Below are 15151 nucleotides of genomic sequence, written 5' to 3' on the forward strand. Positions count from 1 at the left end.
GCGTACCCTGATCCGTTCTACTGAGATCAACTTCATGAGGAGGAGCCCGCGTTGATGGAAATCGACAAGATGGTGGAGCAGCTCGACGTACTGATTTCCGATTACCAGGAACTGCTCGCTACACGCGGGGACACGGCGTTGGCGTCAGACCGAGCAAAGCTTCTGGCGAGTCGACTTGAGTCGGCCATTGACAGGCTTGCGGTGCCCGGTAGTAGTTACGTACAGCAGCTCGACCTTTACCGCACCGAGAAGCGTGTCAAATATAAGATCCGCGAGATCTATAGCATCGCCCTCGGTCTCAGAGACGATCTAAAGGCTGGATGGACCACTTCAGTAATGGAGCTGGTTCACGCTGACACGCACAGCGATTACCTAGAGATGGCAGAAACACTACTGGCGGCTGGCTACAAAGATCCAGCGGCGGTCATCACCGGTACCTCGCTTGAAGTGCATGTTCGAACGCTCTGTACCAAGCACGGTGTCGATACTGAGCTGCCTAGCGGGGCACCGAAGAAGGCCGACGCCATGAACACTGAACTCAAGAAGGCGGGTGTATATAACGAGGCACGAAAGAAACAAATCACGGCGTGGATGGATCTACGCAATAAGGCGGCGCACGGCGACTACGCCAGTTACGACGAGCAGCAGGTGCGTATGTTTATCGTGGGGGTGCGTGACTTCTTTTTGAAGTATCCGGCCTGACACGAGAAGTGCAGTGGAGTGATAGTGGTGGACATAGGTAAATCGGTCGAACAGCTCGACGAGTTGATCGAGGCGTATGCGGAGCTTGTGAAAAAGAGTAAGTGGGATGACGCCTCCGACTTGCCCTCTGAAAGTCGAGTCCTCCTGCATCGGGTAGGGTCGGCAATAAATCGCGTTACCGCGCCCAATAGCATCCAGCGGAAGCAACTAGAGTTCTACGAGGATGAGCGCGAGACTTCCTTCAAGCTTGCAGAGTTCGTAGGTGTAGCTGAAGCTCTGAGGGATGACCTAAAAGCAGGCTGGACTGAATCTTTCACGGAGCAGGTTCACGCCGACATGCACGGCGACTACCTCGAAATGGCAGGAAACTTGCTGTCATCGGGGCATAAGGACGCGGCAGCAGTGATTGCGGGAACTGCCCTTGAGGTTCACGTGCGGTCGCTATGTGTGAAGCACGGTGTCGGCATCGAAGATTCGAACGGCTCTCCCAAAAAGGCGACCACAATGAACGCCGACCTTAAGAAGGCCGATGTATACGCGACACTACAGGAAAAGCAGGTAACGGCTTGGATGGATCTGCGAAACCAGGCTGCACACGGAAACTATGAGAAGTACAACCTTAGCGAGGTCCGAGTGCTGATCGATGGCGTTCGCGGTTTCATGCTCAAGTACCCGGCGTAGACTCAAGAAGGGAGGGCGGGGGCGGCAATGGCGGTAGAAGACATGATTAAGCAGCTCAACGAGCTTCTCACTAAGACTTATCGGTTTGTGGACGGCAAGACAGCATCTCAGTTCGCCGCAAGTATGGAAACAGGATTGTTGGCCAACCGGCTAGAGGCTGCGGTCTCACGCTTGTCAGTAGCGGGGTCGGTTTACCGTGAACAACTCAAAAGAGGTAGCAAGCTTTCTGATGAACGTCGCTTGATTCACAATCTGCAAGTCATGCTCTCTCTGAGGGACGACCTAAAGGCAGGCTGGACAGAGACGGTCGTCGAGCTGGTGCACGCTGACACATACAGCGACTTCCTTGAGATGGCCGACGGGCTGCTTACCAAGGGCTATAAGGATGCGGCGGCCGTCATCACTGGGACAGCGCTGGAAGTTCACGTGCGTGCTCTGTGCGCCAAGAACAGCGTCCCGACCGCGGTGGCGGGTAGGCCGAAGAAGGCGGACACCATGAACGCCGACCTCAAGAAGGCCGACGTGTACGACGGGTTGCAACAGAAAGAGGTGACCACCTGGATGGCCCTCCGGAACAGTGCAGCACACGGGGATTACGACGACTACGACCACGCCCAAGTGCGGCGCTTCATCGATGGCGTCGAAGCGTTCATGAAAAAGTTCCCGGCGTAGGCGAGGCCAATAGGCGAGGGGTCGAACGATCGCAGGTGCACCCAAGTCCTCTGGTCATCGACGTAGGGGCACCCGCATGGCCATACCGTGTGCCGCTACATGGCGTGACCCGAGCAGGTGTCCCTCGCTGGGGGCAAAACCCAGGTCCATGGGCCATGTGTGGGCCGGTTGCCCCCTCGCGACAGGCGAAATGGGTGCTGACCTGTGCGTTAGCGCGGCAGGCTCGACGCTCTTGAAAACCGTCGTGGCGCAAGCCACCGTGGGTTCAAATCCCACACCCACCGCGGTGATTGACGGCCCCTGACCAGGATTGACGGTCGGGGGCCGTCGTCGTTCCGGTTGTGACAGGGCTGTGACCGGAGGTGTGGCTTCCGTCACGGTTGGGGTGGGGCTGGGCTGGTGGGGTGGGGCGATGCGAATTCCCCCGTTCCGTTTGTCGTTGGCGGTGTCCAGTGCTCTTGTGGCCGGTCTTCTGTTGGGTGGCTGCGGTACTCAGACCGCCGCCTCGGGGACAGGAGGCGGCGGGGAGACACAGGGGCCCTGTGCGGGCGGCGCCGCCGGTGACGGGGGCTCCGGCGGCGCCGCCGGAGCCGGTGCCGAGCGGGACGGGGTTCGGGTCGTCGGGATGGTGGAGCGGGCCGGGGCCCGGGAGAGCGCGTCGCCCAGTGGGCGGGTGAGTCAGCGGCCCGGGGTGTCGGTCACCGCGGACAGTCTGCCGGGGGTCGGGACATCGGCCGGGCCGTGTGTGGTGCAGTACGACGTGACCAACCCGGGGTCCGAGCCGTTCACGTACACCATCACCTTCTCCCTGATGGACGAGCAGGGCAGGGCGATGTCCTCCGTCGAAGAGACGGTCGCGTCCGTGGGGGCGGGGAAGACCGTGCGGCGGACTCTGGACCACGGTGGGTATCCGGCCGACGGGGCACTCGACGCCGGGCGGGTGCGGATCCTCGACGTGGCGCGGGTGCCCTCCGACGAGGCTCCGGTGCCCGCCGGTACCTGCCCGGCGTCCGGGCTGCGGCTGACCGCCGATCAGGGCGACGCGGCGATGGGGCTGCGCGTCGTGGGGCTCCACCTGGAGAACTGCGGGGACCGGACGTACTCCCTCGAGGGCTATCCCGTACTGCAGTTGCTCGACGCGGAGCATCAGCCCGTGGACGGGGTCGAGATCCTGCGCGGCACCGAGGGCATCCCGATGGCGGGCGGGGACGGCGAGGCGCCCCGGCCCGTGACGCTCCGGCCCGGGGAGGCCGCCGTGTCGGGGCTGGCGTGGCGCAACACCACCGAGTTCGGCGAGGCGGTGACCGTGCCGTACGTCAGGGTCCGGGCCGAGGCCGGTTCCGACCCCGTGATGGTCGCGCCGCACCTCGATCTCGGTACCACCGGAGAGTTGGGGGTCCGGGCGTGGCGGAAGGACGAGAGCGGGTCGGGGGCCGGGCGGCCGGGGGCCTAGCGTCCGGTCGGCGGGTTCTGGGGTTCGGCCGACGGGTCCCGGAGTTCGTAGTCCAGGGCCAGGGTCGTCCAGTCGAGGTCGCGCAGGGCGGGGTCCGTGTCGTACGGGTCCGGGATCCGGGTCGTCGGCTGGAACCAGATGACGGTCAGGCCGGAGCGGTAGGCGACCGGGTCGTTGGCCGGGGTCAGCGGCATCGAGGAGAAGCGGCCGACGCAGGCCACGCGTGGGAGGGTTTCGACGGCACCGAAAGCGCCCGCGTACTGGTCCGGGTACTCGCGCGGCGGCGGGATCAGGTGGACCGGCACGGTGGGGGACATCCGGGCGGCGGTGTGCAGGAGGGCCCGGATGCGCAGGTCGTTGACGGGGCGGCAGGGGTAGCTCTCCGACATCGCGTCGTAGGTCGGGGTGAGGCGCAGTTCGGTCAGGTCGACGTTGCGGCCGCAGGTCAGGACGATCCGGGTCAGCGACAGTGTCGGCACTCTGGGGCGGTCGTGCATCGGCGTCTTTCGGTTTCGTGCCGGGTGGGGCAGGCACCCAGGTGGCCGGGAGAGGGGAGGGGAGGGGAGGGGAAGGGGGGAGGGAGAGAAGGAGCGTGGCAGAGGTGAGTGCTGTCGAGTGGGGGTGAGGTGGGGGGAGGGGCAGAGGCAGAGGCGATCGGCTTGCGTCAGGGGCGTTGGCCGGTCATGTGGGGCGTCGGGGCGTCATGCGGGCCGCCGATGCGATCGTCGCGCGGGCCTCGCGTTCGGTGAGGCCGGTGGCCCGCGCGGCCTCCAGCAAGGGGGCGAGCAGGGCCGCGCCGATGCCGTTCTCGTAGGCGCGGCAGGCCGCCCAGAAGAGGCGGGTGTTGCGCTGGCCCCGGTGCGCGGCGAGGACGAACTGGACCAGGCCGCGGCCGTCGCCGCCCGTCGTCCCGCTCCCGGCGCGCCGCACGGTGGGTGGCAGCAACAGGCGCAGGAGGGCGGGCGGGCAGGGCGCGGGGTTGAGGTGGGCCGTACCGGGGGCGGTCGTGTAGGCGCCGTGCCGGGTGCGGGAGCCGGGGCCGACCAGGTAGCCGCCGGCTCCGCGGACGTCGATCCCGGGGGCGAGGCGACCGGCCGAGTTGGGGACGACGTGGTCGGGCGGGCCGGTCAGCCAGAGGTGGCGGCCACCGCTGGGGGTCAGGACGACGACCGTGGGCGGGATCGTGAACAGGTGGCGCAGGGCCAGTTCGCGCAGGGCGGTCGAGGAGTCCGTCTCCGGCTTCGTGTCGAGGTCGATGCCGATCAGGTGGTGCGGCGGCAGCCCGCAGGCGATGCCGTAGCCGGTGGCCCAGGGCGCGGCGGCGAACAGCGCGCGGACGCGGGCCGGGTCGGTGGAGGCGTCGTGGACGCCGTGGCCGAAGCGGCCGCACTCGCCGTGGCAGGTGAACGGCTCCGGAGTCGGGGCGTCGCGGTGGGGGGAGCGCAGGGCGGGGAGCTTGGTCCGGGCCAGCGGGATGACGGCCAGCCCGCGTTCCGCGGCTGACAGGGCGTGTGCGAGGGCCAGTGTCGTGGCCTGCCGGTCGGTGGTGGCCATGGGTCTATGTTCGTACGTATGTTCGAGAAAGGGAAGGGTGAGGGGTGCGACACGCCGGGGAGGCGGGCGCGGGGAGAAAAAGTGGCGGAACGCTTCACCTCTTGTGGGGCTTGAGGGGGAGTCGTCCGTGCTGTCCCCTGGTGGGGCGGAAGGGAAGCAAAGGGGTTTATCGACTTGTCCTCACGCTTGAGGGCGAATCAGGGCTTCCGGGGTGGTTCGCCGGGGATTCGGTGGGCAATTCTGATCACGCGACGTCGTGCACAGCGTCGAGGCGGTCGGCCAACTGCCTTGGCACAAGCCCTAGTTCACGTACTTCTCGCGTTGTCGGCTGGAAGCCGGTGCGCACTTGTTCTGGAGGAACAACATGGCAAGCATCCGTACCGCCCGTGTCGTCGCCGCCGTCGCCGCCCTTCCGCTCGCCGCCGCCCTCTTCGGCGGGATCGCGACGGCGGACAACGGCGCCTTCGCGGACGACGGATCGAACGCGACCGCCGCCAGTGCCAACGCGGGGATCCTCGGCAGCGGCGTCGGCGACGACAACAACGGCAACTCGTCCACCACGCAGCAGCAGGCGGTCGGCTCGGGGGCCTCGAACCAGAGCAACACCGCGCAGGTCGACGGCTCCGCCTTCACGTCGATCAACCAGGGCAACGACAACGTGGCCGTCACCTTCTCCCCGCTGTGGTGGTGAGCTGAGGGGCCGCCGCGGGTGCGCTGCCGCGCCGGCCCCTCGGTTCCTTGTGCGGGATTGCTTCATGGGGTCGCAGTGCGTCCGGGCGACGGTACTTCGGTACCGTCGCCCGGACGTTTTCGTACGGTGGTTCCGGCCCGGTCTCGCGGGAACCCCCAGGGGTCAACCCGCAGTAGCCCTCCTCCCCCACTCCACCTACAGGAGGTGGGGCCAACACCACCCCTACAACCTGAGGCGGACTCTCCTTCGGGACCTGCGGCCGATCCGCCGGGCACCCCCTCGCTCATAGCGTTGAGACATGACCACACCCGTCTGCACCAGCGCTTCGAACGCCGCCACAGCCATGGCGCCGGCCACGGCGAGGGCCGCCGCGCCGGCCACGGCCACCGCACGGACGCAGACCTTTCCGTACCCGTCGTTCTCGTCGTACGTGAAGGCGCGCCAGCCGGTGCTGCTGCGTACCGCCCGGTCGCTCACCGCGAACCCGAGCGACGCGGAGGACCTGCTGCAGACCGCGCTGACCAAGACGTACGTGGCCTGGGAGCGCATCGAGGACCACCGCGCCCTGGACGGCTATGTGCGCCGGGCGCTGCTGAACACCCGGACCTCGCAGTGGCGCAAGCGCAAGGTCGACGAGTTCGCCTGCGACGAGCTGCCCGAGCCCGAGCCCGTGCCCGGCGGTGACGACCCGGCGGAGCGGCAGGCCCTGCACGACGCGATGTGGCGGGCGATCACGAAGCTGCCCGCACGGCAGCGCGCGATGGTCGTCCTCAGGTACTACGAGGACCTCAGCGAGGCCCAGACGGCCGAAGTGCTCGGAGTTTCCGTGGGCACCGTGAAGTCGGCGGTATCCCGGGCCCTCGGCAAGCTCCGCGAGGACCCTGAGCTGGGGTTCGTCCGGTAATGAGCCGGTACGTGAACCCCCGGTGGGATCGCGCGGGCGGCCCCGCCCACTGATCGATCACCCGGGAGTAGTGACATACCACGCGGTATGTGCGCAGAATCAGCGCAACCCTTACCGCCGCGTAGGCAATGTCGCCCCGGGAGGACACCGTGCTGAGCACGATGCAGGACGTACCGCTGCTGATATCGAGGATCCTGACCCACGGGTCGACCATCCACGGCAGCTCGCAGGTGACCACCTGGACCGGTGAGGACGAGCCGCACCGCCGCTCCTTCGCCGAGGTCGGCGCCCGCGCCGCCCAGCTGGCGCACGCACTGCGCGAGGACCTCGCCGTCGGCGACGACGAACGCGTGGCGACCCTCATGTGGAACAACGCCGAGCACGTCGAGGCATACTTCGCGATCCCCTCCATGGGCGCGGTCCTCCACACCCTCAATCTCCGCCTCCCGCCCGAGCAGCTGGCCTGGATCGTGAACCACGCCGCCGACCGGGTCGTGATCGCCAACGGTTCGCTGCTGCCGCTGCTCGCCCCGCTGCTGCCGCACCTCAAGACGGTCGAGCACGTCGTCGTGACCGGGCCGGGCGACCGCTCCCTGCTGGCCGAGGCGTCCGTCCAGGTGCACGAGTACGAGGACCTGATCGCCGGGAAGCCGACGGCCTACGACTGGCCCGAGCTGGACGAGCGGGCCGCGGCCGCCATGTGCTACACCTCCGGCACCACCGGCGACCCCAAGGGCGTGGTCTACAGCCACCGCTCCGTCTATCTGCACTCCATGCAGGTCAACATGGCCCAGTCGATGGGCCTGACCGACCAGGACACCACGCTGGTCGTGGTCCCGCAGTTCCACGTCAACGCCTGGGGACTGCCACACGCCACCTTCATGACCGGCGTGAACATGCTGATGCCGGACCGCTTCCTGCAGCCCGCGCCCCTCGCCGCGATGATCGAGGGCGAACGGCCGACGCACGCCGCCGCCGTCCCCACCATCTGGCAGGGCCTGCTCGCCGAGCTGACCGCCAAGCCCCGCGACGTCTCCTCCCTCACCCAGGTCACCATCGGCGGCTCGGCCTGTCCCCCGTCGCTGATGGAGGCGTTCGACGCGCTGGGCATGCGGGTCTGCCACGCCTGGGGCATGACGGAGACCTCACCGCTCGGCACGGTCGCCCGGCCGCCGGCCCACGCCGTCGGGACGCCGGAGGAGTTCGCCTACCGCCTCACCCAGGGCCGCTTCCCGGCCGGCGTCGAGGCCCGCCTCACCGGTCCCGGCGGCGAGCGCCTGCCCTGGGACGGCGAGTCCGCCGGTGAGCTGGAGGTGCGCGGCAACTGGATCGCCGGTGCCTACTACAACGGCCCCGGGGCCGAGCCGCTGCGTCCCGACGACAAGTTCAGCGAGGACGGCTGGCTGAAGACGGGCGACGTCGGCACGATCTCCCCGGACGGCTTCCTCACCCTCACCGACCGGGCCAAGGACGTCATCAAGTCCGGCGGCGAGTGGATCTCCTCCGTCGAGCTGGAGAACGCGCTCATGTCCCACCCGGACGTCGCCGAGGCCGCCGTCGTCGCCGTCCCGGACGACAAGTGGGGCGAGCGTCCGCTGGCCACCGTCGTCCTCAGGGAGGGGGCGGCCGGCGTCGACTTCGCCGCCCTGCGCACCTTCCTCGCCGAGGACGGCAAGATCGCCAAGTGGCAGCTCCCGGAGCGCTGGACGGTCATCGAGACGGTGCCGAAGACGAGCGTCGGCAAGTTCGACAAGAAGGTGCTGCGCCGGCAGTACGCCGACGGAGGTCTCGACGTCACCCGGCTCTGACCGGGGGCCGGCCCCATGAAGTCCGCCGCCCGACGATGCCGGGCGGCGGGCTTCACGGCGTCCGTCCGGCATCCATCTGCCGCGGCATGTTTCACGGCGTCCCGCCCGGCACCCCCGCGTCCTCACCGCACCCGGCGTACGGCCGTGGCCGTCCACCCCAGTACCAGCCAGGCCCCCGCCACCGCGCACACGCCGCCCCAGCCCCAGTGGCCGAACGCGGGCCCCGCGAGGGCCGAGGCCAGCGCGCCGCCCGCGAAACCGGCGACGACGTACGCCGTGTTGGCGGTGGCCGGCGCCGAGGTGGTGGTGAGGGCCAGCGTCTGGTTGGCGACGTGGGAGGCGACCAGGGCGGCGTGCACCAGGACGGCGGCCGCGCACAGGGCCGCCATCACCTGGCCGCCCAGCCAGAACAGCGGCACCGAGAGGGCGGCCAGCCCGTACGCGGACCGTACGACCTTGGCGGCGCCGAACCGGTCGACCAGGCCACCGGCGAGCGGCGCGACGACACTCGCCGCCAGCCCGAACAGGCCGAACAGCCCGGCCGCGGCGGTGGTCATGCCGTACCCCTCGTCCTCCGTGAGCAGCAGCGCGAGCGAGGTCCACAGGGCGCTCCAGGCGCCGTACATTCCCGCCTGGCGCACGCACGCCCGCCACAGGTCGGGCGAGCGTCGCACCAGGCCCGGTATCGCGACGAGCCCCGCGAACAGCGGGCCCCGCCGCTGCGGCCGCTCCACGGGCAGGATGTAGGCGGTCGCCAGCCCCAGTACGGCGGTCAGGACGGCGGCGCCCACGAACACCGCGCGCCAGCCGAATGCCTCGCCGGCGAGACCGCCGAGCACCCGGGCCGCGACGACGCCGGTGAACAGGCCCGCGATGACGGCCGCGACGTGCCGGGCCCGGCGGTCGGCGGGGGCGCGCTCGGCGACCAGCGGGACGAGGAGCTGCGGTACGACGGTGGCGGCCGAGGCGACCAGGACGGCGCCCGCGAGCGCGCCGGTGCCGGCCGACGCGGCGGCGGCGAGCAGGGCTGCCGTGGCGGCCAGCGAGAGGACGGCGACCAGTCGGCGCCGGTTCACGCTGTCCCCGAGCGGGGCGAAGAAGAGCAGGCCGGCCGCGTATCCCAGCTGGGCGACCGAGGCGAGCCAGGCGACCGCCGACGGGGTGGAGCCCATGTCGTGGGCGATCAGGGGGAGCAGCGGCGCCGCGAGATAGATGTTGGCGGCCGTCACGGCGGTGCACAGGGCGATCAGGGGGAGGAAGAGGCGTGCGGCGGCGCCGGACGGCCCTTTCCCGGAGGGCACCCTCCCGGCGGCCGGGGTAAACGTGGGGGCGGGAGTGGTGGAGGACGGCGATGTGGTGGAGGACGGCGATGACGGCATGGGCGGGGCGACTCCTTCGAGCGCGCACTAACAACTAACTGGTTGGTTGGAACTAACCCGGGGAGTCTCGCCCGCATTCCCGAAGTGTGTCAACCAAATAGTTGGTTAGCTCGCCCGCCCCGCTACCCTGGCCCCATGGCAGCAAGGGACCCCGAGGCCACCAAGGCCCGGATCTTCGAGGCGGCGGTGGCGGAGTTCGCCCGCCACGGCATCGCCGGCGCGCGCATCGACCGCATCGCGGCAGAGGCCAAGGCCAACAAGCAGCTGATCTACGCCTACTACGGCAACAAGGGTGAGCTGTTCGCGTCGGTCCTCGAGAAGAAGATGCTCGACCTCGCGATCTCCGTCCCCGTCGACCCGGACGACATCGAGGGCTGGATCGACCGCCTCCTCGACTACCACTCCGTCCACCCCGAGCTGCTCCGCCTGCTCTTCTGGGAGGGCATGGAGTACGGCACCGCCGAGCTGCCGCACGAGGCCGAACGCCAGGAGCACTACGCCCGCAAGGTCGCCGCCGTGCGGGACGGCCAGGAGCGCGGCGTGATCACCGACGCCATCCCGGCGCCCGACCTCCTGTTCCTGCTGGTCGCGATGGCCAACTGGGCGGTCGTGGTGCCGCAGATGAAACGCATCCTGGTCGGCGGCGGGGACGCCGACACCGACGGCCTGCGCGACTCGATCAAGAAGGCGGCCCGCCGCATCGTCGACCGGTGACACGGACGGACCCGTCGGCCGGTGCCGCCGCGGACGCCCTCAGTTGGTCCCGATCCGCGAGAGCAGCTCGACGATCCTGGACTGCACCTCACCGCTGGTGGAACGCTCCGCCAGGAACAGCACCGTCTCGCCCGAGGCCAGTCGCGGCAGGTCGTCCTGGTCGACGGCGGCGGTGTAGACGACCAGCGGGGTGCGGTTGAGCTGCCCGTTGGCACGCAGCCAGTCGACGATCCCGGCGGACCCCTCCTGTCCCCGCTGCACCCGCATCAGGTCCATCACGACCAGGTTCGGCCGGAACTGCCCGGCCAGCGTCACCGCGTCGGCGTCGCTCGCCGCCCGCGCCACCTGCATCCCGCGCCGCTCCAGCGTCGAGGTCAGCGCCAGCGCGATCTCCGCGTGCTCCTCGATCAACAGCACGCGCGGCGGGTGCTGCTCGCTGTCGCGGGGCGCGAGCGCCTTCAGCAGGACGGCCGGATCGGCACCGTAGGCGGCGTCCCGCGAGGCCTGTCCGAGTCCGGCCGTGACGAGTACCGGCACCTCGGCCGCCACCGCCGCCTGCCGCAGCGACTGGAGCGCCGTACGCGTGATCGGCCCGGTCAGCGGGTCCACGAACAGGGCGGCCGGGAAGGCCGCGATCTGCGCGTCGACCTCCTCGCGCGAGTGCACGATCACCGGCCGGTAGCCGCGGTCGCTGAGCGCCTGCTGCGTGGAGACGTCCGGCGCGGGCCACACCAGGAGCCGACGAGGATTGTCCAGCGGCTCCGGCGGCAGCTCGTCGTCCATCGGCTGCGGACGCGGCGGGTCGGCCACCTCGACGGCCCCGCCGGGCCCGTCCAGCGGCTCCGGCCCCTCGGCGGCGTTCCGGTCCGGCGCCCCTATGGCGTACGACCGTCCGGCGCCCTCGGTGACGGGCGCGAGCCGTCCCTGACCGCCGGCCAGGGACGGCTGCTCCTGGGACTGCGGCGGGACCTGCTGCTTCGGCTGGCCGGCGGGTGGCTGCGCGGTGCGGGGCTGCGTGCCCGGCGGCTGCTCGGCGGGCGGGTGCGGGCGGGCCGGCTGTTCCGCGCGGGGCGCGGCCGGGTCGGGCGGCGTGCCCAGCTTGCGGCGCCGACCGCCGCCGCCCGGCTGGTGCGGGGCGGGTGTGGTCGACGGCTGCTGCACCTGGACCGCCTGCCGGTTGAACGGCAGTCCCTGGCCCAGGGTCCGCACGCTGATCGCCCGTCCCTGCGTCGAGTTCGGGTCGACGGGCGCCGACGCCTCGGCGGGCAGCGGCTGCGCCGCACGCGGAGCGGGCGCGTTCTCGGGCGGCAGCGGGGTGCCCCGGCTCGGCGTGGAGGCGGGAACGCCCTGCGGGGCGGCAGGGGCGGCAGGGGCGGCAGGCGTGGGAGTGCCGGGCGGTACGGGGGTGCCCGCGCTCTGGGTGTCCCCGGCGGCGGGCCAAGGCTGTGCCGCGGGGGCCGGTTGGCCCGCGACCGCGGGGGCCGCGGTGTCGGGGCGGGCGGCGTCGGCGCCGGGCTCGGCGGGCCGGGGTGCCTGCGCCTCGCCGCGGGCGGCGGCCGGGGCGGGCACGGGGGCTCCGTGCACCGGCGGCGCACCTTGCACCGGGATGCTCTGCGCGGGCGCGCTCTGCGTCGGAACCGGCGCCGGTTCGTCGGCCGGGCGGGCGGCTCCGGCGCGGCGGCGACGTCCCGTGGGCGCCTCGGCCGGGTGGGGCTGCGGCGGCGTGTGGTCCGCGGCCTGGTCGTGCGGTACGGCGTCGTGCCGACCCTCGTCGGGCCGGGCGTCACCGGGAGCTGTGGGACCGGGCAGCTGGACCCGACCGGGCTCTCCCTGCCCCTGGGCCTGACCGTGTAGCTGTGCCTGTGCCTGTGCCTGTGCCTGTGCCTGCGTCTGGATCTGTCCCTGGACCTGAATCTGTCCCTGTCCCTGGACCTGTCCCTGTCCCTGGACCTGTCCCTGGGTGTGCCCGAGTGGCGTCGCCTCGGCCGCCCCCTCGGACGGACGGTCGACGTCGGCGGGCGGCAGGGCGAACACCTGGCGCGGAGCCGCCTCCTGCGCCGCGGCGCGCTCGTTGGCCGAGGCCAGGGCACGGCGTCGGCGCCCCGTCGGCCGGTCCGCGTCCGCGGGGTCCGACTCGCCGGCCTGCACGGGCAGCGCCGGGGGCAGCGCGTGCTGCTCACCGCCGTCCTGCCCGCCCCGGCGTCCGGTGGGCGCGGGCACGCCCTGCGGCGGTACGGTCCCGCCGAGTCCGGTGTTCGACGCCGCGGCCCCGCCGCCGTGCTCGCCCGCCATGACGACGGCCCCCTCGGACACCCCGGCGGGCGCCCCCTGGGGCACCCCGGCGACCTCGGCGCCCGCACCCTCGGCGGGCCGCCCGCGCCGACGCCCGGTGCCACCGGCCCCGGCACCCTCGCCGGGTCCCGCCTGCGCGGGTCCGGACTGCGCGGGCACGGGAAGCGGAGCCGACGGATCGCCCTGTCCCTGCTGCTTGGGCTGCCCGGCCCCGGCCTCGGCCTCGCTCCCGGCCTGGGCCGCACGGCGCCTGCGCCGCCCGGTCGGTGCGGCGTTCTCCGCCTCGGGTCCGGCACCGCCGCCCTCGCCCGGTGCCCCAGGGACCCCGCTCTCCAGGAACGCGTCGACGGAGGCTCGGCGCGCCCGCCGCCGCCCGCCCCCGGGAGCCGGCTCGCGTACGGCCACGGCGTTCTCCGCGTCCGCGACACCGGCCGCGTCGGTCCCGGCGTCCGGGGCGGCGGGAGCGACCTGGGCGAGCTCGGCGCCCGGGACCACGACGGCACCCGCCCCGCCCCCGATCGGCACCTCGAGCACGTACGCGCTGCCGCTCATGCCCGGCACCTCGTGCGTCTGCAGCACGCCGCCGTGCGCCCGCACGATCCCGCGGACGATCGGCTCGTGCACCGGGTCTCCCCCGGCGTACGGCCCGCGCACCTCGATGCGCACGACCTCGCCGCGCTGCGCCGCCGCGACCACGACGGTGTTGTCCAGGTAGCCGCCCGTCGCCGACACGGGCGAGTTGCCGGTGGCGTCGACGCCCGCGACGTCCGCGACGAGGTGCGCGAGCGCGGTGGCCAGCAGCCGGGCGTCGACCTCGGCCTCGATCGGCGGCGCGTGCACGGCGAACTGGACCCGCCCCGGCCCGATCAGCTCCACGGCCCCGTCGACACCCGCGGCGACGACGGCGTCCAGCATCACCTTCGTACGGGCGACCTGTTCGTTGCCGACGTCGAGGCGCTGGTAGCCGAGGACGTTGTCGATGAGGGTGGTGATGCGCGAGTAGCCCGCCGACAGGTGGTGCAGCACCTGGTTGGCCTCGGGCCACAACTGACCGGCGTCGTCCGACGCCAGCGCGGCCAGCTCCCGGCGCAGTTCGTCCAGGGGGCCGCGCAGGGAGTCGCCGAGGAGGGTGAGCAGCTGCTCGTGCCGTCCGGCGATCGCCTCGTACCGGTCCTTCTCCCGCTCACCGAGGGCGGCGTAGCGGTCGGCGTCCGCGGCGATCTCCTCCGCGTGCTTCTCCTCCAGCTCCTCCAACTCGGCGACGTGTCGCTGCCGCAGCGCGGTCAGCTCGGCGGCGTGCTCCTCGGCGAGCCGCTCCAGTTCCTCGGCGTGCCGCTGCTCCGCCTCCTCGTGCTCCTTGACCAGGGCGTCGTAGGGGCGACGGTCGGTGAAGGTCATCACGGCGCCGACGAGCTGGTCGCCGTCGCGCACGGGCGCGGTCGTCAGGTCCACCGGCAGCTGGTCGCCGCTCTTGGCGAACACCACCTGCCCGCGCACCCGGTGCTTGCGCCCGGAGCGCAGGGTGTCGGCGAGCGGCGACTCGTCGTACGGGAAGGGCGAGCCGTCGGCGCGCGAGTGCAGGACGAGGGTGTGCAGCTCCCGGCCGCCCAGTTCACCGGCGCGATAGCCAAGGATCTGGGCGGCGGCCGGGTTGACGAGGACGATCCGCCCGTCGGTGTCGGTACCGACGACGCCCTCGGAGGCGGCCCGCAGGATCATCTCGGTCTGCCGCTGCGAACGGGCCAGCTCGGCCTCGGTGTCGACGGTGCCGGAGAGGTCGCGGACGACCAGCATCAGCAGCTCGTCGCCGGTGTAGCCGTAGGTGTCGTAGGCCTGCTGGCCGGTCTCCAGGTTGGCGCTGGTGACCTCGACGGGGAACTCGGAGCCGTCGGTGCGCCGCGCGACCATCCGCGTCGGCTTGGTACGCGCCCGGGGATCGATGTGGTCGGGGCGCCGCATGGAGCCGGGGATCAGCCGCGAGTCGAACTGCGGCAGCAGATCCAGCAGCCCCCGCCCGACCAGCGCGGTGCCCGGCGTCTCGAACGCCTCAAGCGCGATGGTGTTCGCGTTGACCACGGTGCCGTTGGCGTTGACCAGGACCAACGCGTCCGGCAGCGCGTCCAGTATGGCTGCGAGGCGAGCAGCGCCTCGGGATGGCCTGCTGCTCACGAGACGCTTCCCTCCTGTTACCGCACTTGCCGACCGCCTGGGCCATCTTGCCAATCGGCCCGCGGCGTGTCACCCGAGGGAGTCTAAGGGTTGGGGCCCGGCGGGCGGGGTGGGATGGGACGTAGGTCGCAC

12 protein-coding genes are annotated in these 15151 nt (G+C 71.3%); 8 read left to right on the plus strand and 4 right to left on the minus strand.

Annotated elements, in window-relative coordinates; genetic code table 11:
* The first annotated feature begins 54 nt into the window (after window positions 1–54).
* The 4 genes from IE258_RS41115 (at window position 55) to IE258_RS07865 (ending at window position 3508) form a co-directional block, all read left to right on the plus strand.
* Window positions 55–702: a hypothetical protein gene (locus tag IE258_RS41115; protein WP_229891976.1), complete on the plus strand. Its 648-nt coding sequence runs from the start codon at window positions 55–57 to the stop codon at window positions 700–702.
* An 18-nt stretch (window positions 703–720) separates the two neighbouring features.
* A complete protein-coding gene (locus IE258_RS07855; RefSeq protein WP_189740651.1) occupies window positions 721–1383 on the plus strand; it encodes a hypothetical protein in 663 nt (220 codons plus the stop codon).
* A gap of 27 nt (window positions 1384–1410) precedes the next feature.
* Window positions 1411–2055, plus strand: a complete 645-nt coding sequence (locus IE258_RS41120; RefSeq protein ID WP_229891977.1) for a hypothetical protein — start codon at window positions 1411–1413, stop codon at window positions 2053–2055.
* 412 nt (window positions 2056–2467) lie between these two features.
* Window positions 2468–3508, plus strand: a complete 1041-nt coding sequence (locus IE258_RS07865) for a DUF4232 domain-containing protein (protein ID WP_189740654.1) — start codon at window positions 2468–2470, stop codon at window positions 3506–3508.
* On the opposite strand, the gene IE258_RS07870 is transcribed toward IE258_RS07865, so the two are convergent.
* Both IE258_RS07870 and IE258_RS07875 read right to left on the minus strand, forming a co-directional pair.
* Window positions 3505–4005, minus strand: coding sequence for a hypothetical protein (locus IE258_RS07870; RefSeq protein WP_189740657.1), 501 nt, complete (start codon window positions 4003–4005; stop codon window positions 3505–3507). The two genes, IE258_RS07865 and IE258_RS07870, sit on opposite strands and share 4 nt — an antisense overlap.
* Before the next feature lie 184 nt (window positions 4006–4189).
* Complete coding sequence (locus tag IE258_RS07875) at window positions 4190–5062, minus strand: bifunctional DNA primase/polymerase (protein ID WP_189740660.1); 873 nt, start codon at window positions 5060–5062, stop codon at window positions 4190–4192.
* A gap of 364 nt (window positions 5063–5426) precedes the next feature.
* On the opposite strand from IE258_RS07875, the gene IE258_RS07880 reads away from it, so the two are divergent.
* The 3 genes from IE258_RS07880 (at window position 5427) to IE258_RS07890 (ending at window position 8465) form a co-directional block, all read left to right on the plus strand.
* Entirely contained in the window at window positions 5427–5753 is a 327-nt protein-coding gene (locus tag IE258_RS07880) for a hypothetical protein (protein ID WP_159324873.1), read from the plus strand.
* A 298-nt stretch (window positions 5754–6051) separates the two neighbouring features.
* A complete protein-coding gene (locus IE258_RS07885) occupies window positions 6052–6657 on the plus strand; it encodes a SigE family RNA polymerase sigma factor (RefSeq protein WP_189740663.1) in 606 nt (201 codons plus the stop codon).
* A 128-nt stretch (window positions 6658–6785) separates the two neighbouring features.
* Window positions 6786–8465, plus strand: a complete 1680-nt coding sequence (locus tag IE258_RS07890; RefSeq protein WP_189740666.1) for a long-chain fatty acid--CoA ligase — start codon at window positions 6786–6788, stop codon at window positions 8463–8465.
* 122 nt (window positions 8466–8587) lie between these two features.
* Here the strand turns inward: IE258_RS07890 and IE258_RS07895 are convergent, their stop codons facing one another.
* Window positions 8588–9844 (minus strand): MFS transporter, encoded by a 1257-nt coding sequence (locus IE258_RS07895; RefSeq protein WP_189740671.1) that lies wholly within the window; start codon window positions 9842–9844, stop codon window positions 8588–8590.
* Window positions 9845–9979: 135 nt separating this feature from the next.
* Between IE258_RS07895 and IE258_RS07900 the strand changes: the two genes are divergently transcribed.
* Complete coding sequence (locus tag IE258_RS07900) at window positions 9980–10558, plus strand: TetR/AcrR family transcriptional regulator (protein ID WP_159324867.1); 579 nt, start codon at window positions 9980–9982, stop codon at window positions 10556–10558.
* 39 nt (window positions 10559–10597) lie between these two features.
* On the opposite strand, the gene IE258_RS07905 is transcribed toward IE258_RS07900, so the two are convergent.
* Window positions 10598–15019 carry a PAS domain-containing protein gene (locus IE258_RS07905; protein WP_189740673.1) on the minus strand — a complete coding sequence of 1474 codons (4422 nt, stop codon included), beginning with the start codon at window positions 15017–15019 and terminating at the stop codon, window positions 10598–10600.
* Window positions 15020–15151 lie beyond the last annotated feature (132 nt).

It is taken from the genome of Streptomyces tendae (assembly GCF_014650435.1).
Classification (GTDB): Bacteria; Actinomycetota; Actinomycetes; order Streptomycetales; family Streptomycetaceae; genus Streptomyces; species Streptomyces tendae.